Source organism: Actinosynnema sp. NPDC050436 (assembly GCF_040655415.1).
Taxonomy (GTDB): domain Bacteria; phylum Actinomycetota; class Actinomycetes; order Mycobacteriales; family Pseudonocardiaceae; genus Actinosynnema.
The window spans coordinates 154,542-178,852 of record NZ_JBFAJV010000004.1 but is presented as its reverse complement, the minus strand read 5'-3'; the positions used below and the strand labels follow the sequence as shown (position 1 = coordinate 178,852).

Annotated in this window: 7 protein-coding genes; 3 read left to right on the top strand and 4 right to left on the bottom strand. The window is 74.3% G+C overall.

Annotation, left to right across the window (positions count from 1 at the left end; translation table 11 throughout):
• Nucleotides 1–70 precede the first annotated feature (70 nt).
• From AB0I60_RS13250 to AB0I60_RS13240, 3 genes are all read left to right on the top strand, one after another.
• The gene (locus AB0I60_RS13250; RefSeq protein WP_360728912.1) at nt 71–1,333 is read left to right on the top strand and encodes a cation:proton antiporter; all 1,263 of its coding nucleotides are present in this window, start codon (nt 71–73) and stop codon (nt 1,331–1,333) included.
• On the top strand, nt 1,330–1,851 hold the full coding sequence (locus AB0I60_RS13245) for a flavin reductase family protein (protein ID WP_360728909.1): 522 nt from the start codon (nt 1,330–1,332) through the stop codon (nt 1,849–1,851). Before AB0I60_RS13250 ends, AB0I60_RS13245 begins: the two co-directional genes overlap by 4 nt.
• Before the next feature lie 153 nt (nt 1,852–2,004).
• Nucleotides 2,005–2,532: a hypothetical protein gene (locus AB0I60_RS13240; protein ID WP_360728907.1), complete on the top strand. Its 528-nt coding sequence runs from the start codon at nt 2,005–2,007 to the stop codon at nt 2,530–2,532.
• 44 nt (nt 2,533–2,576) lie between these two features.
• On the opposite strand, the gene AB0I60_RS13235 is transcribed toward AB0I60_RS13240, so the two are convergent.
• The 4 genes from AB0I60_RS13235 to AB0I60_RS13220 all read right to left on the bottom strand — a co-directional run bounded on the left by AB0I60_RS13235 (nt 2,577) and on the right by AB0I60_RS13220 (nt 24,309).
• Complete coding sequence (locus AB0I60_RS13235; RefSeq protein WP_360728904.1) at nt 2,577–4,160, bottom strand: carboxylesterase family protein; 1,584 nt, start codon at nt 4,158–4,160, stop codon at nt 2,577–2,579.
• A gap of 178 nt (nt 4,161–4,338) precedes the next feature.
• Complete coding sequence (locus AB0I60_RS13230) at nt 4,339–4,533, bottom strand: MbtH family NRPS accessory protein (RefSeq protein WP_360728901.1); 195 nt, start codon at nt 4,531–4,533, stop codon at nt 4,339–4,341.
• Nucleotides 4,523–5,746, bottom strand: a complete 1,224-nt coding sequence (locus AB0I60_RS13225; protein WP_360728899.1) for an MFS transporter — start codon at nt 5,744–5,746, stop codon at nt 4,523–4,525. The genes AB0I60_RS13230 and AB0I60_RS13225 overlap by 11 nt, the downstream gene beginning before the upstream one ends.
• Nucleotides 5,743–24,309: a non-ribosomal peptide synthase/polyketide synthase gene (locus AB0I60_RS13220; protein ID WP_360728897.1), complete on the bottom strand. Its 18,567-nt coding sequence runs from the start codon at nt 24,307–24,309 to the stop codon at nt 5,743–5,745. Before AB0I60_RS13220 ends, AB0I60_RS13225 begins: the two co-directional genes overlap by 4 nt.
• Between the last annotated feature and the right edge of the window lie 2 nt (nt 24,310–24,311).

The window sequence follows — 24,311 nt, the reverse complement described above, 5'->3', positions numbered from 1 at the left end:
ACTACGAGGGCAGTCGAGCGCTGTCCATGAGCAGGTATCGCCCCCGCACCGCGTGGTCGGGGGCGCAGGCATGAGCGACCTCCTGGTGCGGGTGGCGCACGTCGCCGCAGTGCTCGCCGTCGTGCTCGTCGCGGCGTACCTGGGCCGGCTCGCGGCCCGCGCGTCGCGGCAGCCCGAGGTGATCGGCGAGATCCTGGCGGGCATCCTGGTCGTGCCGGCCGTGCTCGCCCTCGGCGGCCCGGACGGGCTGGCGCTCGTGCTGCCCGCCGACGTCGTCGGGCTCCTCAAGCTGCTGGGCCAGATGGGCCTGGTGCTCTTCCTCGTCGGCGTGGCGCACGACCTGCGGCACGGCGGCTCCGGCCTCGGCGCGAAGGCCGTGGGCTGGGTGACCGCCGGCTCGTTCGTGCCGGCCCTGCTCGCCGGGCTGGCGATGGCCGCCTGGGTGCTGCTGGCCGCCGACCCCGACCTGCGCGGCACCGCGCCCGCGCCCGCCCTGGTGCTCATGGTCGCCGTCGCGCTGAGCGTGACCGCCGTGCCGGTGCTGGCCCGCATCCTGGAAGACCGGCGGATGGCCGACACCACGCCGGGCAAGCTCTCGATGGCCGCCGCCGTCGTCACCGACTCCGTCGCCTGGGTGCTGCTGGTCGTCGCGGTCGGCATCTCCGGCGGCGTGCTCCTCTCCCTCGCGCTGCTCGCCGCCGGCGTCGGGATGACCGTCGTCGGCCGCATCCTGCTGCGCGGCCGGACGCCCACCGCCGCCGCCACCCGCTTCCCCCGCCCGACCGGCCTCGCCGTCGCGGCGGTCGCGCTGCTGCTCGCCTTCCAGTTCGAGCACTGGGGCCTGACGGCGGTGTTCGGCTCGTTCGTCGTCGGCCTCGCGCTGCCCGCCGGCCCGTGGACGGCCGTCGTGCGCCCGGTGACGAACTTCGGCCGGCTGCTCGTGCCGGTGTTCTTCGTGGTCGCGGGCATGGGCGTGGCGAACGCGCCGCGCGCCGCCGTGCCGTGGGCCGCCATCCTGATCGCTGTGGCGCTCGCCGTGGTCGGCAAGGTCGGCGGCAGCTACCTGGGCGCGCGGGTCGCGGGCCAGGACCGCCGCACCGCGCTGACCGTCGGCGTCCTGATGAACACCCGGGGCCTCACCGAGATCGTGGTCCTCCAGGCCGGCTACAGCGCCGGGCTGCTGTCCGTGCAGCTCTTCCTGGCCCTGGTGGTGATGGCGCTGGTGACCACCGCGATGACCGGCCCCCTGCTCTCCCTGATCGAGCGCCGACGGCGCGTCGACCCGACCGCGCCCCGCGAGCGCGTTCCCGACCTGCCCGGCGGTGCCCCGTGACCCAGTCGCTCCCCGCCCTCCCGGTCGCCGACTTCCGCACCCTCATGTCGCACTTCCCGACCGGCGTCGCGGTCATCACCACGACCGCGCCCGACGGCGTGCCCCGGGGGATGACGGTGTCGTCGGTGTGCAGCGTGACGCTGTCGCCGCCGACCCTGCTGGTGTGCCTGCGCAACGGCAGCCCGACGCTGGACGCCGTGCTGGGCGCGGGCGCGTTCGCGGTGAACTTCCTGCACGGCGACGCGCGCCCGGTGGCCGAGCTGTTCGCGTCCGGCGCACCCGACCGGTTCGACCTGGTCGGCTGGCGGCAGCCGGACGGCGCGGCCGGGCCGCACCTGGTGCGCGACGCCCACGCCGTGGCCGACTGCCGGGTCAGCCGCACCGAGCCGGTCGGCGACCACACCGTCGTGTTCGGCGAGGCGTACCGGGTGGCCCACGAGGCCGGGCACCTCCCGCTGCTCTACGGCCTGCGCGAGTACCAGGTCTGGCAGGCGGGCCGGCCCGCCGAAAGCGGGTGACCGCGCGCGCCGATCGGCCACTCGCCGTGCCATGATCGCCCCGGCGGAGCACCCCGCCGGGGCGGGTCCGGCGCTAGCCTCGGAACAGTGCCGTACTTCGCGCCAGTGATGTGCAGGATCGGTCCGCCGGGTGGGGGGTTCGCCCTCTGGCCGGTGGCCGAGGCCGACGGCACCTGGCTGCACCTGGACGGCACCGCCGGCCCCGAGGTGGTCGGCAGCGCGCTGTGCGCCCTGTACTTCGCCGGCGGCGGCTCGACGGCCGGCACGCCCGACGAGGCGGTGCACGAGCTGATCGGCTTCGACACCCTGTACGCGCCCGGCGGCCTGCTGCTGCGCGACAACGGCACGAGCGTCGAACCGGGACCGGGCTCGGAGCTGTTCGCGTGGCGCACGTGGCTGGCCGCGCTGTACCGGGCGGACCTCGACCTCGGCCCGGGACCGTGGGTCGAGTACGTGGGCGAGGAGGTCGTGCGGGTCTGGCCGGGGGAGGGGCGCGGCGGCCCGCACGTGGACGTGGCGCGGCAAGCCCTGCCCCGGATGCTGAGACAGGCCCAGCGCGACCTCACCGGCTTCCTGGACGCCCTGCGCGCGTGGGCGGCCACCCACTCGCCGGCCCACGCCGAACTGCTCGTGGCAGCCGTCGACGCGGGCCTGGAGATCACCGAACCCCTGCCGGTCTGACGGCTGCCCGGCGCTCCGGGAGCGCGCCCGGTCGCGGGTTTCCGTCAGGGCATCCCGGCCCAGAAGCGGCAGTGGTGGCGGGTGGCCAGGTCCACCGGGCCGATGCCGTGCTCGCCGGGCGCGAGGTCCTGGACGTGCGGGGTGCTCGCGCGCACGTCGAACCGGGGCCAGTGCGGGCGGCCGGGGCCGTTCGGGTCGCCGGTTGCCGCGAAGCTCGTCCAGTAGTCCACCATGCGGTCGGCCAGGACCTGCTGCTCCGGCGTCAGCCGGTGGGGACGGCCGCCCAGCACGAACAGCGACCACAGGTCCGAGGAGTGGTAGGCGCCCATCGGCATCGGTGGCTCGGTCAGCAGCGGGGCCTGCGGGTCGGCGAACTCGTAGTGGTACACCGGCACGTGCCGGGCCAGCCGCCGGGAGGTGGTGAGCTGCGTGCACGTCCACTTCCGGTCCGTGACCACGGCGCTCCACGCCAGGGCGGCCGAGCCGTAGGCGGAACGGGGGTACTCGGCCTCCACCTCGGGCAGGCGCGCGCCGAACGCCTCGGCCATCACCTCCCGGTAGGTCTGCTCACCCATCGGCTGGAGCCTGTCGTAGATCGACGTGGCCAGGGTCGCCTCGTCGCGGGTCTGCCCGGTCAGCACCGGCACCCGGTGGAACCGGCCGGACGCCAGCGCGGCAACCGGGTCGTCCGGCAGCAGGCCGTTGCCGTGGGCGGGCTGGATGAACCGCTTGTGGACCTTCCGCACCACCTCCACGGGCAGCCCGCGCAGGCAGTCGAGCACGACCGCCGGCGCGGTGCCGGCGCAGCCCAGCTCGCCCGCCGCCCGCCTGCCGCGCTCCTCGACGCCGGCGAGCGGTTCGAAGATCGCGTCCGCCGGCTCGGCGCGGTACTCCGCGCCGGCGGCCCAGCTCAGGTCGCACGACCCGCTCTGCGACACCACCCGGTCGACGAGCCCGGCCGCCGGGCGGGACGTGAGGTGGGCGCAGGCGCTGATCGCGCCGGCGGACTGGCCCGCCACGGTCACGCGGCCCGGGTCGCCGCCGAACGCCGCGACGTTGCGCCGCACCCAGCGCAGCGCGGCCTGCTGGTCGGCGAGGCCGAACTGCCCCGAGCCGGCCAGCCCGGGGTGGCCGAAGAAGCCGAACACGCCGAGGCGGTAGTTGAACGTCACCACCACGACGCCACCGCGCTCGACCATCCGCGCCGGGTCGTAGTTGCTGCCCGCGCCCATGTAGAAGCCGCCGCCGTGCAGCCACACGATCACCGGCGCCGGTCCACCCGAGCGGTTCTCCGGCCTGGTCACGTTCAGGTACAGGCAGTCCTCGTGCACGCTCCCGTCCGGGACCTCTCCCGGGTCCTGCGCGCAGACCGGTCCCGGTCGGCCGGCGTCCCGCACGCCGTGCCAGGGCCGTACGGGGCGCGGGTCGCGCCACCGCAGTTCGCCCACAGGCGGGTCGGCGTACGGGATCCCCTTGAACACGGCGGTTCTGCCGTCCGACGAGCCGCGCACCGCGCCGTTCTCCGTCCGCACCACGGGTCGTCCGGGATCACCGGTCGCGCCGGCCACCGGGCCGACGAGCGTCCCGGCCAGCACCAGCAGCGCCGACGGCACCGACCACCACTTCATGGGTCTGCCTCCTGCCTCATAGCGTCATCGGGCGGTCCCACACCGCACGATACGCGGGGAGGTGCCCGGCCCGCAGAGTGGCAGGAGCGCGTTTTCCCTGTGGCGCAACGTATTCCGGCTCAACGCGCAACAGCCCGCGCCGATGGGACCCGGCACGGGCCGTTGCACGGGAAGGGGGTCAGCCGGCCATCGCGTCCCGCAACGACTTCGGCCGCATGTCGGTCCACACCTCGTCGACGTGCGCGGAGCACTCGTCCAGGGTGCCCGTCTTGCCGTCCGCGACCCAGCCCGCCGGGACCGGCTGGTGGGCCGGCCACAGGGAGTACTGGCCCTCCTCGTTCACCAGCACCTGGTAGGCGATGTCAGACCTCATCGGAAACACCTTCCTGATCGACTGAATAGCGCCGCAAGGTCGGACTGACCGTCACGAACGCGGTAACCACGGCGATCCCGACCGCACAGACCAGGACGGCCCGGTCGGCGGCGAGGAACTCGGTGAGGAGCCCGCCCAGGGCGGGCCCCAGCGCGCCCGCCGCGCCCACCACGACCGACAGCACCCCGCTCATCCGCCCGCGCAGCTCGTCGGGCGTCAACAGCAGTTGGTGCGTCGAGATCGTGGTGTTCGCGGTGGGCGCCAACAACGTCATGAGCGCGAACAGCACGCCCATCGTCACACCGTCGGAGACGAAGTACGCGACCGGCGTCAGCAGGGTCAGCACCCAGAACACCGACGCGATCGACACGTACGAGTCCAGCGCGCGGTGCAGCCACGGTGCGATCAGCGCACCCACCACCCCGCCGACGCCGAGCATGGCGGCCATCAGGCCGATCGCGGCGGACGACACCCCGCGCGCCTCCGCGAGCACGATGACCACCAGGTAGAACGCGGTGAAGAACAGGTTCAGCACGACCGCGCACAACGCGGTGACCCGGATCTCCCGCCGCTGCCACACCCACTTGAGCCCGTCACCCATCTCCCGGACGAAGTGCCGCCGGTCCACGACGGGTTCCCGGCGCGGCACCCGCAGAAACACCAGCGCCACGAACGCCAGGCAGTGCGTGACCAGGTCGAGCAGGAACGGCAGCCACCGCGTCACGGCGAACAGCGCGCCGCCCAGCGTGGTGCCGACCGCCTGGCCCATCGAGGAGCGCGCCGCGTTCATCGCCACGGCCGTGGAGAGCTGCTCGTCGGGCACCAGGCGCGGCAGGCAGGCGTCCTCGGCGGGTTCGAACAGCGCCCGGCACACGCCGAGCACCGCCGCCACCGCCGCCATGTGCCAGAACGCCGGCACGCCGACGAGCAGCGCCACCACCAGCGACGCCAGGGCCACCACCTGCGCGGCCTCGCACGCCAGCATGATCCGGCGCCGGTCCAGCCGGTCCACCAGCACGCCGGCCGGCACGCCCGCGACCAGCTGGGCGGTGGCGTCCACGGTGAGCACCAGGCCGGACTGCACCGGCGACCCGGTGATCGCCAGCACCAGCAGGGGCAGCGCGAGCATGGAGGCCGAGAACCCGACCTCGGCGAGCGCTTGGCCGCCCCACAGCAGCGTGTAGTTCCGGTTGCGCGCCAACGAGGTCGTCACACGGCACCCCGGCAGTCCTCGGCGATCGCCCGCAGCGCGAACCCGAAGTCGGCGGCCACCTGCTCCACCACTTCCGGCGCGTGCACGTCCGGGTGGTAGTACCAGGAGAACCCGAGCCGCCCGCCGCCGGCCTCGCCGACCACGTCGACCAGGTGCTCGGCCCGGTCGTCCGGGTCGTGCTCGTGCCCGATCGACGGCAGCACCGCGCGGTAGAGCCCGGACTCCTCCGAGCCGGAGTCGAACTGGCCCAGGTAGTTGAACGCGACCGCCGGCACGCCGCCGCCGGCGACCTTGCCGTGCTGCCGCAGCGCCCCGTACCCGATGCCGTTGCCCGGCACGGCGCGCAGCTGCCGGCGCACCGCCTTGACCCGGCTGCGCCAGTCGCCGTCCGGGACCTCCAGCTCGACCGGGAACACCGTGGTGAACCAGCCGACCGTGCGCGAGAGGTCCACGTCGTCGAACAGGTCCTCGCGGCCGTGGCCCTCGAGGTCGACCGACACCTTCGGCGACCCCGTCCACCGCGACAGCGACCACGCCAGCGCCGCCAGCAGCACGTCGTTGATCCGCGTCCGGTAGGCGGCCGGGGCGCCGCGCAGCAACGCCTCCGTGTCGGCCTCGTCCAGCTCGACGGTCACCACCTCGGCCGGCGCGGACGACTCCTGCTGCGCCGGCAGCGGCTTGTCCCAGTACGGCACCTCGGCGTCGAACCCGCCGCTCCCGACGTGCTCGGTCAGCCGCCGGGCCCACGCCTGGAACGACGTCGTCTTCGCGCCCAGGTCCCCGCCGCCGTAGGCGGTCTCCAGGTCGTCGAGGACGATCCGCCAGGACACGCCGTCCACCACCAGGTGGTGCGCCACCAGGAGCAGCTGCGGCCGGCCGGAGTCGGTGAACAGCACCGCCTTGAACAGCGGCCCCTCGCCGATGTCGAACCCGGCGTGCACCCGGTCGGCGAACGCCTCCCGGTCGTCCACGTCGGACACGATCGTCAGCACGTCGGCGTCGGACACGTCCGCGTTCTCCTGCCGCCACGTGCCGTCGACCCGGGTGAACCGCATCCGCAGCGCGTCGTGCTGGGCCAGCACCGCTTTGAGCGCGCGGTGCAACCGGTCGACGTCCACGTCCGGGTCCAGCTCCACGAAGTGCGACTGGTTGAAGTGGTGCGGGTTGCGCCGCCCCGAGTGCAGGAACCAGTGCTGGATCGGCGTGAGCGGCACCTCGCCGACCACGGCCGCCTGGTCGCCGGCGGACTCCTCCACCCGGACCACCGGCGCGAGCTGCGCCACCGTCTGGTGGGCGAACAGCTCCTTGGTGGTGAACCGCAGACCGGCCTGCCGGGCTCGTGCCACCACCTGCATACTCAGGATCGAGTCGCCGCCCAGCGCGAAGAAGTTGTCCGCCGAGCCGACCCGGGGCACGCCCAGCACGTCCGCCCACACCCCGGCCAGCGCCTCCTCCACCGGGCCGTCCGGCGGCACGTACCCGACCGCCGACAGCGCCGAGAAGTCCGGCTCCGGCAGGCGGGCCCGGTCCACCTTCCCGTTGGGGCTGACCGGGATCGCGTCCACCGGCACGAACACCGAGGGCACCAGGTAGTCCGGCAGCGACTCGCCGAGGAACTCCCGCAGCTTCTCCGCCGCGCCCACCACGTAGGCCACCAGGCGCTTGTGGCCGCCCGCGTCGGCGCGCGCGACCACGACGGCCTCCCGCACGTCCGGGTGCCGCAGCAGCGCGGTCTCGATCTCGCCCAGCTCGATCCGGAAGCCCCGGATCTTGACCTGCTCGTCGGCCCGGCCGACGAACTCCAGCTCGCCGTCCCGGTTCCACCGCACGACGTCGCCGGTCCGGTACATCCGGCCGCCGTCGAACGGGTCCGCCACGAACCGCGACGCGGTCAGGCCGGGCCGGTCGAGGTAGCCGCGCGCCAACCCGACGCCCGACACGTACAGCTCGCCGGGCACGCCGATCGGCGTGGGCTGCAACGCCGCGTCGAGCACGTGCGCGCGGGTGCCGGGGATCGGCCGGCCGATCGGCGGCGTGCCGCCGGGGGTCAGCGGTTCGCTCCACGAGGTCACCACGGTGGACTCGGTGGGCCCGTAGGCGTTGACCATCCGCCGCCCCGGTGCCCACCGGGCGACCAGGTCCGCCGAGCACGCGTCGCCGCCGACGACCAGCGTCCGGAACTCCGGCAGCGGCACGTCCGGGACGGTGGCCAGCGCGACCGGCGGGATCAGCGCGTGCGTCACGCGCTGCCCGGCGATCACGTCGGCGAGCTGGTCGCCCAGCAGCGGCCCCTCCGGCGGCACGACGAGCGCGGCACCGGCCGGCAGCGCCATGCACAGTTCGAGCACCGAGGCGTCGAAGCTGGGCGAGGAGAACTGGAGCACCCGGTCACCTGGCCGCACGTCGAGGTGCGCGACCTCGGCGGCGGAGAACGCGGCGATGCCCCGGTGGGACACCACGACGCCCTTGGGCCGGCCGGTCGAGCCCGACGTGTAGATCACGTACGCCGGGTGGTCGGCCAGGACCGGCACGCCGGGGTCGGTGTCGGGCCGGTCGGCCACGTCCACCGGCCCGTCCAGCACCAGCAGGGGCCGCGCGTCGTCGAGCATGAACGCGATGCGCTCCGCCGGGTACGCCGGGTCGACCGGCAGGAACGCCGCGCCGGCCTTCAGCACGGCCAGCTCCGCCACGACCAGCGCGGCGGACCTGGGCAGCGCGACCGCGACGACCCGCTCCGGCCCCGCCCCCTGCGCGATCAGGTGGTGCGCCAACCGGTTGGCGCGGGCGTTGAGCTCCGCGTAGGTCAGCTCCTCGGCCCCGACCAGCGCCGGGGCGTCGGGCGTGCGCGCGACCTGCGCCTCAACCAGGCGGGCGAAGGGCTCGAACGGGGCCGGGGTCCCGCCCGTGCCGAACCGCCGCACCGCCGCGCGCTCCACGGGCGGCAGCACCGGGAGGGTCCACAGCGGGCGGTCGGCGTCCTCGGCGATGCCGTCCAGCAGCACGCCCAGGTGCAGCGCCAGGCGGGTGACCGTCACGGCGTCGAACAGGTCGGTGTTGTACTCGATCGACCCGGCGAGCCCGCCGCCGTCCAGCTCGGTGAACTCGACCGTCACGTCGAACCCGGTGGACACCACCGGCTGGTCGACGTCGGTCGCCACCAGGTCGGCGAACCCGGACGCCCGGGGTGCGTTCTGCAACGCCACCACGGCCTGGAACAGCGGGGTGCGGCTGGTGTCGCGGTCCGGCTGGACGGCGTCCACCACGCGCTCGAACGGCACGTCCTGGTGCGCGAACGCGTCCAGCACGGTGCCGCGCACCTGCCCGAGGAACTCGGGGAAGGACACCAGCGGGTCGATCCGGGCGCGCAGCGTCAGCGTGTTGACGAAGAAGCCGACCACCCGCTCGAACTCGGGCCGCTCCCGCCCGGCCGCGACCGTGCCGATGGCGAAGTCGTCCTGACCCGACCAGCGGTGGAACAACACCTGGCACGCCGCGACCAGCGCCGTGAACAGCGTGCTGTCGTGGCGCCGCGCGATGTCCCGCAGCGCGTCGGCGACCCGACCGGACACCGAGAACTCCAGTTGCGCGCCCGCGTTCGTGTGGACCGGCGGGCGCGGCCGGTCGGTGGGCAGTTCCAGCGCGGGCACACCCGCCAACTGGTCCCGCCAGTACGCGAGGTGCTCGTCCAGCGGCAGTTCCCGCTGCCACGCCGCGAAGTCGACGTACCGCACGGCGGGCTCGGCCGGCTCGCCGCCCGCGTACAGCTCGGCCAGGTCGGTCAGCAGGACACCGCCCGACCAGCCGTCGGTGACGATGTGGTGCATCGTCAGCGCGAGCACGTGCTCGTCCGGCCCGGTCCGCACCAGGGCCGGCCGGAACAGCGGCCCGGCGCCCAAGTCGAACGGCTCGACCTCCGGCAGGGCGTCGAGGACGGGCAACCGCACCTCGTACGGCGGGTGCACCACCTGCACGGGCAGCCCGTCCACGGCGGGGAACGTCGTGCGCAGCGACTCGTGCCGCGCCACCAGGTCCGACAGGGCGCGCTCCAGCCGCGCCACGTCGAGGTCACCGACCAGCCGCACGGCGAACGGCGTGACGTACTCCGTGCCGCCGGGGGAGAACTGGTCGAGGAACCACAGGCGCTGCTGCGCGAACGACAGCGGGAAGTCGCCCGTGGCCCGGGGGATGGGCGCGAGCGCGCCGCCGGTCAGCGCGGCGGCCAGACCCGCCACCGTGGGGTGGTCGAACAGCGCGCGCGGCGAGAGGTCGAACGACTCGCGCAGCCGCGACGCGACCCGGATGCTCAGGATCGAGTCGCCGCCCAGGGCGAAGAAGTTGTCGTCCGCGCCGACCCGGTCGAGACCCAGCACGTCCTCCCACACGGCGGCGACCAGCCGTTCGGCCTCGGTGCGCGGTGCCGCGTACCCGTCGCCGACCGACGCGTCGCGGTCGGGCGCGGGCAGCGCCGCCCGGTCGAGCTTGCCGTTGGCGTTGAGCGGCAACCGGTCCAGCACCACGTACGCGGCGGGCACCATGTGCTCGGGCAGCGACCGCGCCGCGTGCTCCCGCAGCTCCACCACCGGCACGTCGTCGGCGACCACGTAGGCCACCAGGCGTTCGTCGCGCACGACCACGGCGACCTGCCGCACGGACGGGAAGTCCGCCAGCACCGCTTCGACCTCTCCCAGCTCGATCCGGAAGCCCCGGATCTTCACCTGGTGGTCGGCGCGGCCCAGGTAGTGCAGCCGGCCGTCCTCCCAGCGGGCCAGGTCGCCGGTCCGGTACATCCGGGAACCGGGCTCGCCGAAGGGGTTCGCCACGAACCGCGAGGCGGTGAGCCCCGGCCGGTTCAGGTAGCCCCGGGCGAGGCCGGGGCCGGCGACGTGCATCTCCCCGGTCACGCCGGGCGGGACCGGCCGCAGGTCGTCGTCCAGCACGTAGACGCGCAGGTCGGGGATCGGGACGCCGATGCTGCCGTCCGCCTCGGTGTGGGTGACGTGGACGGTGGTCTCGGTGATCCCGTACATGTTGACCAACGTGCCGCTGCCCTGCCACCCCTTGACCTTGGCCAGGTCGAGCGCTTCACCGCCGAAGATGACCAGGCGCGGATCGGGCTGTTCGGGCAGTAGCTGGTAGAACGCCGACGGGGTCTGGTTGAGCACGGTGACGCCTTCGTCGCGCAGGAGGCGCGCGAAGTCGCCGGGCGAGCGCGAGACGTCGTGGGGGACGACGACGAGTCGTCCGCCGTGCAGCAGCGGCCCCCACAGTTCCCAGACGGAGAAGTCGAAGGCGTAGCTGTGGAACAGCGTCCACACGTCGTTCTCGCCGAAGCCGAACCAGTGGTCCGTCGCCGAGAACAGCCGCTCCACGTTGCTGTGCGGGATGATCACGCCCTTGGGCTTGCCGGTCGAGCCGGACGTGTAGATGACGTACGCCGGGTGCTCCGGCCGCAGGCCCGTTTCCGGTGCCACGGCGGGATGTGCGGACACGTCGGGCACTGCGTCGAGCACGGTCACGGGCTGGGCGTCGGCGATGGTGCCCGCGATCCGGTCGGCCGGGTAGGCAGGATCGATGGGCAGGTACGCCGCGCCGGACTTGAGCACTGCGAGCACGGCGACGACGAGGTCGGCGCTGCGGGGCAGCAGGAGCGCCACCAGTTTTTCGGGGCCCGCGCCGAGTTCGATGAGGTGGTGCGCCAACCGGTTCGCGTGCTCGTCCAGCTCGCGGTAGGTCAGGGCGAGACCCTCGAAGGTGACCGCGACGGCGTCCGGCGTGCGCGCGGCCTGGGCGGCGAACAGCCCCGGGATGGTCGAGGTGGGCCGGCTGGTCTCCCGGCCGTTCCACTCCACCAGCACCTGGTGGCGCTCCTCGTCGGACAGCCACGGCAGCTCGCCGACCGTCCGGTCCGGGTCGTCGCCCAGGCCCGCGAGCAACCGGGTCAACCGGTCGCCGAGCCGGCCGACCGTGGAACGGTCGAACAGCCTCGGGTCGTAGGTCAGCTCGACGTGCAACCGGTCGTCCACGTGCGCCCGCACGGTCAGCGGGAACGTCGTCGTGTCCAGCCCGTCGACCTCGCCGACCTGCGGCGCGTCGTCGGTCGCCGCCTCCACCGGGTAGTTCTCGAACGCCAGCAGGCTGTCGAACAGCGGCCCGCCGGCCCAGGACTGCACCTGCGCCAGCGACACGAAGTCGAACCGCCGCGACTCGGTCTGCGCCTCCTGCAACCGGCGCAGCCACGGCAGCACGTCCTCGCCCGGGTCCACCGACACCCTGGTGGGCACGGTGTTGATGAACATGCCGACCATGTCCTCCACGCCGGGCAGCTCGGCGGGACGCCCGGACACCGTGGTGCCGAACACGACGTCGCGCTCACCGGACACCCGGGCCAGCAGCAGCGCCCACGCGCCCTGCACCAGCGTGTTCACCGTCAGCCCGTTGGCGCGGGCGACGTCCGCGAGCCGCGCGGCGGGCAGGTCCAGCACGACCTGCGCGGTCGACTCGGCCCGGTGCGCGTCGGCCGGCGCGCGGTCGTACGGCAGCGGGGTGCGGTCGGTGACCCCGGCGAGCACACCGCGCCAGTGCTCCTCGGCCGCCGCCGGGTCCTGGTCGGCCAGCCACCCCAGGTAGTCCCGGAACGGCCGGCGCGCGACCGGCGTGCCGCCCGCGTACTCGGCCAGCACCTCGCCGAACACCTGCGCGGTGCTCCAGCCGTCCAGCAGCAGGTGGTGCGACGTCCACAGCAGGTCCACCTCGTGGTCGGAGACCCGCCCGACGGTCAGCCGCATCAGCGGTGCCCGGGTCAGGTCGAGGCCCTCCCGCGCGTCCCGGGCCACCAGCTCGTCGGTGACCGGCGCGAACTCCACCGGCACGACGACGTCGCGGTGCACGACCTGCACCGGCTCGTCCACGCCCTCCCACACCACGGCCGTGCGCAGGATCGGCGTGCGGTCGACCACCGCCTGCCACGCCCGCGCCAACCGCTCGGGGGAGTCCACGTTGGACAGGCGGACGCGGAGCTGGTTGAAGTACGCGGTGCTGTCGTCCACCAGGCCGTGGAACAACATGCCGGACTGCAACGGCGTCAGCGGGTAGACGTCCTCGACGTCGGGCCGGGCGATCCGGTCCACCTGGCGCTGGTCGAGCCGCGCCAGCGGGAAGTCGGAAGGCGTGCGGCCCCACGACCCCGGTGACGCGCAGTGCGCCACGATGGCGCGCAGGGCGTCGACCATCCGGTCGGCCAACGCCCGCACGGCCGCCTTGTCGTGCACCTCGGTGGAGTACTCCCAGTCCAGCGCGAGTTCACCGCCCGCCACGGCCGCGGTGATGTCGAGCAGGTGCGGGCGGACCAGCCCGTCCGGCACGTCGCGGCCGTGCTCGCCGTCGCTGATCGACCCGGACTCGAACTGGCCCAGGTAGTTGAAGCACACGTTCGGCAGCCGGCCGGTCAGCCCCCGGTCCGCGTAGCGCAACGCCTCGTAGCTCAGGCCCCGGTCCGGCACGGCGCGCAACTGCTCCTTCACCGCCTTGAGCGCACTGCCCCAGTCGACGGCTCCCCGGTCGGCACCGGGGATCTCCAGCGCCACCGGGAACTGCGCGGTGAACCAGCCGACCGTGCGGGACAGGTCGACGTCGAACAGCTCCTCCCGGCCGTGGCCCTCCAGCGTGACCAGGGCGCGGCCGGCGAACGCCGACGCCAACGCCGTCAGCAGCACGTCGTTGACCTGGGTGCGGTACGCCTCGGGCACCTCGTGCAGCAGCGCGGCGGTGTCGTCCTCGCCCAGCCGCACGGTCACGCTGCGGGCGCTGCCCGCCGTGGTGGGGACGGGCTCGTCGGACGGCGTCGCCAGCCAGTGCGGCAGGGACCGGTCGAACGCTCCTTCCCGGACGTGGGCGTCGAGCCGGTGCGCCCAGTCGGCGAACGCGGTGGACTTCGGCCGGAGCTGCCCGCCCCGGTAAGCGGTGGCGAGGTCGTCCAAGACGATCCGCCACGACACCGCGTCCACCACGAGGTGGTGCGCGGTCAGGAACAGCTTGCCGTCCGGGAACAGGACGGCCTGGAACAGCGGTCCGCTCCGGAGGTCCAGCGCAGCCCGCGCGACGGCGGCTTCCACCTCGTAGTCCACTGTGGACGCCACCCGCAGCACGTCGACCTCCGTGTCGGCGACCTGCTGGCACCACTGCCCGTCGACCTGGGTGAACCGGGTGCGCAGGGCGTCGTGGTGCGCGACGACCGTCGCCAGCGCGGCGCGCAGCGCGGGCTCGTCGACGTGGTCCAGCGCGGTGAGCACGGACATCGTGAAGTGCGCCAGCGGCCCGTGCTCGGCGAAGAACCAGCGCTGGATCGGGGTCAGCGGCACCGGCCCGGTGGGCGTGCGGTGCACGGTCCCGGTGTCCTCGGTGACGGCGAGCGCGAGATCGGCCACCGTCTGGCGCAGGAAGATGTCCTTGGACGTCAGCCGCATCCCCGCCTGCCTGGCCCGTGACACCACCTGCATACTGAGGATGGAGTCGCCGCCCAGCGCGAAGAAGTTGTCCCGCGCGCCGACCCGCTCCACCCCCAGCACGTCCGCCCAGATCGCGGCCAGCTCGGTGGCCGTGCCCTCGGCCGGCGCGACGTACCCGGCGTCGGTGAAGGTCGGGGCGGGCAGCGCGCGGCGGTCCACCTTGCCGCTCGGCGTCATCGGGATCGACTCCAGCGACACGAACGCCGACGGCACCAGGTAGTCCGGCAGGCGGTCCTTGAGCCACCCGGCCAGGTTCGCGGCCGTGCCGACGGTGTACGCGACGAGCCTGTTGTGCCCGTTGTGCTCCCGTGCCACGACGACGGCCTGGGCGACGTCCGGGTGCTGCTGCACGGCGGCCTCGACCTCGCCCAGTTCGATCCGGAAGCCCCGGACCTTCACCTGGTCGTCGTCCCGGCCGAGGTAGTCGAGCTGGTCGCCGACCCAGCGGACCCGGTCGCCGGTGCGGTACATGCGCGTGCCGGGCTCGCCGAAGGGGTCGGCCAGGAACCGGGACGCGGTCAGGCCGGGTCGGTTCAGGTAGCCGCGCGCGACCTGCGCCCCGGCGAGGAACAGGCCGCCCGGCACGCCGGTCGGCGTGGGCTGGAGGTCGTCGTCCAGCACGTAGGCGACCAGGTTGTCCAGCGGGCGGCCGATCACCGGCCGGTCGCCCACCACGGGCGTGGAGACGGCGTCGACCGTCGTCTCCGTGGGGCCGTAGAAGTTGTACGCGCGGGTCGGCGCGTCCGCGAGCTGCTGCCACAGCGAGTCCGGCAGCGCTTCACCGCCGAGCATGAGCACCTTCGGCTTGTGCTCGCCGTCGAGCAGCCCGGCGGGCAGGAGCTGGCGCACGTAGGACGGGGTGAGGTCGAGGAAGTCGATCCGGTGCTCCCGCACGTACTCCACCAGCGCGGTCGGCTCCAGCCGCACGTCGTCGGGCAGCACGTGCAGCTCGTGCCCGTCGGCCATGAGCAGCGGACCCTCCCACGACGTGTCGAAGGAGAACACGGCGGACAGCGCCACCCGCAGCGGCTCGCGGGCGAAGTCGTGGCGGTGGTTGTGCAGGAGGTTCACCAGTTGGCGGTGCTCCACCACGACGCCCTTGGGCGTGCCGGTCGACCCGGAGGTGTAGATCACGTACGCCGCCTGGTTCGGCCGGACCCGCACGTCGGGCCGGGTCTGCGGGCAGGAGGCCAGGTCGGGCACGGCGTCGAGCACCAGCGCCGGGTCGGCGTCGGCCAGCAGGAACTCCACGCGCTCGCGCGGCAGGTCCCGGTCGACGGGCAGGAACACCGCGCCCGCCTTGTGCACGGCCAGGATCGCCACGACCACGTCGGCCGAGCGCGGCAGCGTCACCGCGACCGTGCGCTCCGGGGCCGCGCCCCGCGCCACCAGGTGGTGGGCCAGGCGGTTCGCCCGCGCGTCCACCTCGGCGTAGGTCAGGCGGGTCTCGCCGCACACGAGCGCGGTCGCGTCCGGCGTGCGCACGGCCTGCGCCTCGAACAGCGCCGGGAACGTGGTGTCCGGCACCGGGCGGGTGGTGCCCCGGTGGTCGGGCTCGTCGCCCAGCACCAGCGGGATGGTCGCGGTCGGCCGGTCGGGGTCGGCGACGACCTCGGCGAGCAGGGCCACCAGGTGGCGCGACACCCGGTCGACCGTGCCGGCGTCGAACAGGTCGGTGCTGTACTCGACCGCGCCGTGCAGCTCCCCGTCCGCCTCGCCGAACTCGAAGGTGAGGTCGCAGGTCGCGGTGGACAGCGGCAGCGGCAGCTCGCCCACCCGCAGGCCGGGCAGCGCCGGCACCTCGGTCCCGGTGTTCTGCACCAGCACCATCACGTCGAACAGGGCGTTGCGGCTCGGGTCGCGGTCCGGCCGGACCGCTTCCACCACGCGCTCGAACGGCACGTCCTGGTGGGCGAGGCCGTCCCGCACGGTGGTGCGCACGTCGGCCAGGAACTCGGTGAACGTCCGTCGGGTGTCCACAGTGGACCGGAGGACGACGGTGTTGACGAACAGGCCCACCACGTCGTCCAGCTCGGCCCGGCCCCGGCCGGACACGGCGGTGCCGACCGCGATGTCGTCCTGGCCGGTGTAGCGGGCCAGCAGCACCTTGCAGGCAGCGACGAGCGTGGTGAACAACGTGTCGCCGTGCCGCCGGGCGAGGTCGCGCAACCCGTCCGCGACACCGGACGGCACCGTGAACGAGTGCATCGCCCCCGCCCCGGTGCGCACCGCCAGCCTCGGCCGGTCGGTGGGCAGCTCCAGCGGCGGCACGTCCGCCAGGCGCGACGCCCAGTAGTCCACCGGCGGGTCCTGCCGCCAGGCCGCGTAGTCGACGTACTGCACGGCCAACGGCGGCAGGTCGCCGCCCGCGTACAGGCCGGCCAGGTCGCGCATCAGCACGCCGGTCGACCAGCCGTCGGTGACGATGTGGTGCAGGGTCAGGACGAACACGTGGTCGTCGTCGGCGACGCGCACGAGCCGGGCCCGCACCAGCGGACCGCGCCGCAGGTCGAACGGGGTGCCGGCCTCCTGCCGCAGCACGTCCTCCCACGGGCCGTGCTCCACCGCGAGCGCGACGGCGAACGGCGCGTTGACCACCTGCACGTCCTCGTCGAACGTGGTGCGCAGCGACTCGTGGCGGGCGACCAGCCCGGTCACCGCGTGCCGCAGCGCCTCGACGTCCAGCGGTCCGCGCAGCCGCAGCGCGGTCGGCGTCACGTACTCCGTGCCGCCGGGCTCGAACTGGTCGAGGAACCACAGCCGGCGCTGCGCCGGGGACTGCGGCCACGCGGCGCGGTCGCGCGGCACGGCCGGGATCGCCTCGACCGGCTCTTGCCCGGAGATCGCGCTCGCCAACCCGGCCACCGTGGGGTGCTGGAACAGCGCGCGCGGCGACAGCTGCGAGCCGAACGCGGCGCGCAGCCGCGAGGTCACGTTGATGCTGAGGATCGAGTCGCCGCCCAGCGCGAAGAAGTTGTCGTCCGCGCCGACCGCCGGCAGGCCCAGCACCTCGGCCCACACCGCCGCGACGATCCGCTCCGCCTCGGTGCGCGGCGCGGTGGACACGCCGCCGAACTCGGGCGCGGGCAGCGCCTTGCGGTCCACCTTCCCGCTGGGGGACAGCGGGAACGCGTCCAGCCCGACCACGGCCGAGGGCACCAGGTAGTCCGGCAGCGCCGTGCCCAGCACGGCGCGCGGGTCGTCCTGCGGGGTGCCGGTGACGTACCCGATCAGCCGGTTGTCCCGCACCACCACGACCGCGTCCCGCACCCCGGGCACGGCCCGCAGCGCGGCCTCGACCTCGCCGGGCTCGATCCGGAAGCCCCGGATCTTCACCTGGTCGTCGGCGCGGCCCAGGTACTCCAGCCGCCCGTCCACCCACCGGACGCGGTCACCGGTCCGGTACATGCGCCGGCCGGCCGCGCCGAACGGGTCGGGCAGGAACCGCTGCGCGGTCAGCCCCGGCCGGCCCAGGTAGCCGCGCGCGACCTGCGCGCCGGCCACGAACAGCTCGCCGACCACGCCCGGCGGCACCGGGCGCAGGTCGCCGTCGAGCACGTACGCCCGGACGTTGTGCAGGGGCCGCCCGATCACCGGCCGGTCGCCGAGCACCTCGGTGGACACCGCGTCCACCGTGGTCTCGGTCGGGCCGTAGTAGTTGTAGCCGCGCACCGGCGAGTCGGCGATCCGCCGCCACAGCGCGGCGTCGACCGCCTCGCCGCCGACGAGCACCTGCCGCACCCCGGACTCCAGCAACCCGGCGGCGATCAGCCGGTGGGCGTAGGTCGGCGTCAGGTCGACGGTGCCGATGCCGTGCTCGGTGACGTAGGAGACCAGGGCGGCCGGGTCGAGCCGCAGCTCGTCGTCGATGACGTGCAGCTCGTTGCCGGCGGCCAGGAACAGCAGGCCCTCCCACGACGTGTCGAAGGAGAACGTGGCCGTGACGGCGAACCGGGTCGGCTCGTCCATCAGGTCGTGCCGGTTGGCGTGGAGCAGGTTCGCCAGGTGCCCGTGCTCCACCACGACGCCCTTGGGCCGGCCGGTGGAACCGGACGTGTAGATGGTGTACGCCGCGTGATCCGGGCGGAGGCGCACCGGGGGAGCGGTGTCGGGCAGGCCGGACAGGTCGGGCAGCGCGTCGAGCACCAGCGCGGGCGCGGCGTCGGCCAGCAGGAAGTCGATCCGCTCGGCGGGGAGCTCCGGGTCCACCGGCAGGTACACCGCGCCGGCCTTGAGCACGCCCAGCACGGCCACGACCAGGTCCGAGGTGCGCGGCAGCCGGACGGCCACCGTGCGCTCCGGGCCCGCTCCGCGCGCGACGAGGTGGTGCGCCAGGCGGTTCGCGCGGGCGTCCAGCTCGGCGAACGTGAGCGCGTCGCCCCGGAACACCAGGGCGGTGGCGTCCGGCGTGCGCCGGGCCTGCTCGGCGAAGACCTCCGGGTAGAGCGCGTCCGGGGTGTCGAGCGCCGTCTCGTTCCACGCCACCAGCACCCGGTGCTCGTCCTGCGGCGAGAGCCACGGCAGGTCGGCGATCCGGGCCCCGGTGTCGCGGACCAGCGCCGTGACCAGGTCGCCCAGCCACCCGGCCAGCAGCTCGGCGGTGGCCCGGTCGAACAGCTCCGGGTCGTAGGCCAGCTCCAGGTTCAGCCGGTCGGTGACCGACGCGGTGAGCGTGAGCGGCAGGGTGGTGTTGTCGACGGCGTCGACCTCGACCACCCGGGGGCCGTCGCCCGCCTGGTCGAACGGGTAGTTCTCGAACACCACGACGCTGTCGAACAGCCTGGTCCCGGTCCACGACTGGATCTCGGCCAGGGACGTGTGGTCGTAGCGGCGGGCTTCGCCCTGCGCCGCCTGGAGCTCGCGCAGCCACGTGCCGACGCGCGCGGACGTGTCGACGGAGACCCGGGTCGGCACGGTGTTGATCAACATGCCGACCATGGACTCCACACCGGGCAGCTCGGCCGGGCGGCCGGACACGGTGCTGCCGAACACCACGTCGCGCTCACCGGAGACCCGGGCCAGCAGCAGCGCCCACGCGCCCTGCACGACCGTGTTGACGGTCAGGCCCGCGCGCTGCGGCGCGTCGCCGAGGTCCGCGCCGATCCGCACCGACTCCGACGCCTCGGCCCGGTGCGCCTCGGCGGGCGCCCGGTCGAACGGCAGCGGCGTCGGGCCGTCGACGTCGGACAGGGCGGTGCGCCAGTAGCCCTCGGTGCCCTCCTGGTCGGCCAGCCACCGCAGGTAGTCGCGGAAGGGCCGCCGGGCGGGCAGCCGCGCCGGCTGCCCGGTGGTGATGGCCCGGTAGTGCTCCAGCACCTCGCTGAACACCTGGCCGGTGCTCCAACCGTCCAGGATCACGTGGTGCGAGGACCACACCAGCTCCACGCGGTCCTCCGCCAGCGGCGTGACCCGCACGCGCAGCAGGGGCGCGGAACCGAGGTCCAGCTCGCCGTCCGAGGGCAGCACGACGTCGCGGTGCACCACCTGGACGGGCTCGTCCACGCCGTCCCACACGATGCTGCTGCGCAGGACGGGCGTCCGGTCGACGACCCGCTGCCACGCCTCGGACAGCGCGGCCGGGTCGGTCACGCCGTCGAGCACCAGGCGCATCCGGTCGACGTACGCGCCGGGCTCGACCAGGCTGTGGAACACCATGCCCGCCTGGAGCGGCGTGAGCCGGTAGACGTCCTCGACGTCCGGCCCGGCGATCCGGTCCACCTGCTCCTGGGTGAGCCGCGCCAGCGGGAAGTCCGAGGGGGTGTGGCCGCCGGCGCCGGGGGACGCGCAGTGCGCCACGATCTCCCGCAGCGCCGCCAGCACGCCTTCCGCCAGCCGCCGCACGGTCGCGGCGTCGTGCACGTTCTCCGAGTACTCCCACGTCAGCGTCAGCTCGCCCTGCTCCACCAGGCCGGTGACGTCGAGCAGGTGGCTGCGGTCGCGGTCGGGGGCGACGTCGTCGCCGGGCGCGTCCCGCCGGGCGCGGACGAACCCGCCGCCCGCGACCTCGAACCGGCCGTGGTAGTTGAACGAGATCGCGGGCAGGCCGGTGCCGACGTCCAGCGCCTCGTAGCTCAACCCCTTGTGCGGCACCGCCCGCAGGGCCTCCTTGACGGCCTTGAGCGTGCGGCCCCACTCGTCGCCGGTCGGCAGCACCACGGGGAACTGCGTGGTGAACCAGCCGACCGTGCGGGACAGGTCGGCCTCGAACAGCTCCTCGCGGCCGTGGCCCTCCAGCGCGACGGCCACGGCGTCCCGCCCGGTCCAGTCGGCGAGCACCCGCCCCAGCGCGCTGAGCAGCACGTCGTTGACCTGGGTCCGGTAGACCGGCGGCACCCGGTGCAGCACGGCGTCGGTGGTCTCGCGGTCCAGCTTCACCGACACGGTCCGGGCCGACGCGGTGGTGTTGCGGCCGGCGCGGTCCACCGGCAGCGCCACCGGCTCGGGCAGCGAGCGCCAGTGCGGCAGGGCGTCGTCCAGCGCGCCCGACCGGACGTGCTCGGCCAGCCGGTGCGCCCACTGCGTGAACGGCGTCCCGACCGGCTCCAGCGCGACACCCCGGTACGCCTTTTCGAGGTCTTCCACCAGGATCCGCCACGACACGCCGTCCACCGCGAGGTGGTGCACGGTCAGCAGGAGCTGCGGCTGCTCGCCGGGGAAGAGCACCGCCCGCAGCAGCGGGCCGTCGGCGACGTCGAGGGCTTCGCGCGCCGACGCCGTGTCGGCGTCCACATCGGACCCGACGGTCAGGACGTCGTCCTGGACCGGTGTCACGTCCTGGGTCCACCGCCCGTCGACCTGGCGGAACCGCAGCCGCAAAGCGTCGTGGTGCTCGATGACGGCCCGCAGCGCCGTCCGCAGCGCCGCCTCCTCGACCCCCGGTTCCAGTTCGAGCAGCAGCGTCATCGTGTAGTGCGCCAGCGGCCCGTGCTCGGCGAAGAACCACCGCTGGATGGGTGTCAGGGGAGCGGGACCGGTGAAGACCTTCTCCGGCGCGGCCTCGGGCGCGTTCGCCGACACCTGCGCCAGCTCGGCGACGGTCTGGTGCCGGAACACGTCCCGCGAGGTGAGCCGGAACCCGGCCTGGCGGGCGCGGGACACGAGCTGGATCGACAGGATCGAGTCGCCGCCCAGCGTGAAGAAGTTGTCGTGCGCGCCGACGCGCTCCGCGCCCAGCACCTCGGCCCAGATCCGGGCCAGCTCCGCCTCCGCCGGGGTGGCCGGCGCGACGAAGTCGTCGTCGTCGCCCCGGGTCTGGGGAGCGGGCAGCGCCGCCCGGTCGAGCTTGCCGTTGGCGGTCAGGGGGATGCGGTCCAGCTCCACGAACGCCGCCGGGACCTGGTAGTCCGGCAGCAGCCCGCGCAGGTGCTCGCGCAGCTCGACGGGACCCGTCGTGACGACGTAGCCCACCAGGCGGGTGTGCCCGTTGTCGGTGCGCGCGACGACCGCCGCCTCCGCCACGTCGGGGTGGCTCAGCAGCGCGGCCTCGACCTCGCCCGGCTCGATCCGGAACCCCCGGATCTTGACCTGGTCGTCCGAGCGCCCCAGGTACTCCAGCTGGTCGCCGACCCAGCGGACCCGGTCGCCGGTGCGGTACATGCGCGTGCCGGGCTCGCCGAAGGGGTCGGCCAGGAACCGGGACGCGGTCAGGCCGGGTCGGTTCAGGTAGCCGCGCGCGACCTGCGCGCCGGCGATGAACAGCTCGCCCGGCACGCCCACCGGCTGCGGCTGGAGGTTGGCGTCGAGCACGTAGAGGGTCAGGTTGCGCAGCGGCCGGCCGATCACCGGGCGGTCGCCGGTCACCGGGGTCGACGCCGCGTCGACCGTCGCCTCGGTGGGTCCGTAGAAGTTGTAGGCGCGGGTGGGCGCGTCGGCCAGCTCCCGCCACAGCGACGCCCCGAGCGCTTCACCGCCCAGCATCAGGAACTTCGGCTTGTGCTCGCCGTCGAGCAGCCCGGCGGGCAGGAGCTGGGCGACGTAGGACGGCGTGAGGTCGAGGAAGTCGATCCGGTGGTCCTGGACGTACCCGACCAGCGCGCCGGGCTCCAGGCGGACGTCGTCGGTGAGCACGTGCAGCTCGTGGCCGTCGGCCATGAGCACCAGGCCCTCCCACGACGTGTCGAACGAGAACACGGCGGTCAGCGCGACCCGCAGGTGCCCCGACGCGAAGTCGTCGCGGTGGCTGTGCAGCAGGTTCACCAGGTGGCGGTGCTCGACCACCACGCCCTTGGGCTTGCCGGTGGAACCGGAGGTGTAGATGACGTACGCCGCGTTGTCGGGGCGCAGCGCCACCTCGGGCGGGGTGTCCGGCATCCCGGTGGTGTCCACCGGGCCGTCGATCACCCGCACGGCACCGGAGTCGCCGACCAGGTGGGCCTTGCGCGCCTCGGGCAGCGTCGGGTCCACCGGCAGGTACACCGCGCCGGCCGTCATCACGCCGAGGATCGCCACCACCGCGTCCGCGCTGCGCGGCAACGAGATGGCGACCACCTGCTCCGGCGCGACGCCGTCCGCGACCAGCCGGTGGGCCAGCCGGTTCGCCCCGGCCGCCAGCTCGGCGAAGGTGAGCCGGACGCCGTCGCACACCACGGCGGTGGCGTCGGGCGTGCGGGCGGCCCGGGCGTGGAACAGGGCCGGGAACGTGGTGCGCGGGACGTCCACCCGCACGCCGTGCGCGTCCGGTTCGTCGCCCAGCAGCAGCGACACCTCGGCCAGCGGCCGGCGCGGTTCGGCGACCGCGCGGGCGAGCAGCACGAGCAGGTGGCGGCCGAACCTCTCCACCGTCGCCGGGTCGAACAGGTCGGTCGCGTACTCGACCAGCGCGTGGATGCCGTCGCCGGTCTCGGTGAAGTCGACGCTCAGGTCGAAGTTGGCCCGCCGCCGGGTGAGCGGCTGCTCGGACACGGCCAGGCCGGGCAGCTCGGGCAGCGCGCCGCCCACGTTCTGCATGGCGACCATGACGTCGAACAGCGGGGAGCGGCTCGGGTCGCGGCGCACGGCGACGGCCTCGACCACCCGGTCGAACGGCACGTCGTCGTGCGCGAACGCGTCCATCGCGTCGGCCTTGGTCGAGTCGAGCAGCTCCTCGAACGTGCGTGCGCTGTCCACAGTAGACCGAACGACGACCGTGCCGACGAAGAAGCCGACCAGCCGCTGGAGTTCCGGCCGCCCGCGCCCGCTGGTCACCGTGCCCAGCGCGATGTCGTCCTGCCCGGTGTAGCGGGCCAGCAACGCCTGCGTGGCGGTGAGCAGGGCGGTGAACAGGGTGGTCTCGTGGTCCCGGGCGAGCTGCGCGAGGCGTCCGGCCAGCGGCGCGGGCACGGTGAACTCGTGCGCCGCGCCGGCCGTCGTGCGCTCGGCGGGGCGCGGTCGGTCCGTCGGCAGCTCCAGCGGTTGGACGCCGGTCAGCTTGTCGCGCCAGTAGTCCACGTTCACCGGCTGCTTCTGCTGCCACGCCGCGAAGTCCGCGTACTGCAACGCCGGCGGCGGCAGGGTCTCGTCCCGGTAGAGCGCGCCCAGCTCGTCCCCCAGCACGCCCAGCGACCAGCCGTCGACCACGATGTGGTGAGAGGTCAGCAGGAGCACGTGGTCGTCCGCCGCGAGGCGCAGGACCACCGCGCGGAACAGCGGCCCGTGCGCGAGGTCGAACGGCCGCTCGACCTCGGCGCGCAGCGCGCCGTCGAGGTCGTCGGCCTCCACGACGGGGACGTCCAGCCGCAGGTCGTCGTGCACGACCTGCACCGGCTGCCCGTCGACCTGCGCGAAGGTCGTGCGCAGCGACTCGTGCCGGCGCACCAGTCCCTGCACCGCGCCGGTCAGGCGCGACAGGTCCGGCACGCCCCGCAGCCGCAGCGCCAGCGCGCTGTTGTACTCGGTGTCACCGGGCTGGAACTGGTCGAGGAACCACAGCCGCTGCTGCCCGGCGGACAGCGGCAGCGGCCCGGTGCGCGGCACGGCGGGGATGGCCTCGGCGGGCGCGGCGGTGCCGGCCAGCCGCGAGCGCAGGCGGTCGCGGAGGTGGGCGGGGAGCGCGGAGATGCGGTCTTCCCTGGAGGTGGTCATGG

What these genes read in the sequence shown, in the direction of transcription:
- AB0I60_RS13250 (WP_360728912.1), top strand. Translation starts at nt 71, where the DNA reads ATGAGCGACCTCCTGGTGCGGGTGGCGCACGTCGCCGCAGTGCTCGCC.
- AB0I60_RS13235 (WP_360728904.1), bottom strand. Translation starts at nt 4,160, where the DNA reads ATGAAGTGGTGGTCGGTGCCGTCGGCGCTGCTGGTGCTGGCCGGGACG.
- AB0I60_RS13230 (WP_360728901.1), bottom strand. Translation starts at nt 4,533, where the DNA reads ATGAGGTCTGACATCGCCTACCAGGTGCTGGTGAACGAGGAGGGCCAG.
- AB0I60_RS13220 (WP_360728897.1), bottom strand. Translation starts at nt 24,309, where the DNA reads ATGACCACCTCCAGGGAAGACCGCATCTCCGCGCTCCCCGCCCACCTC.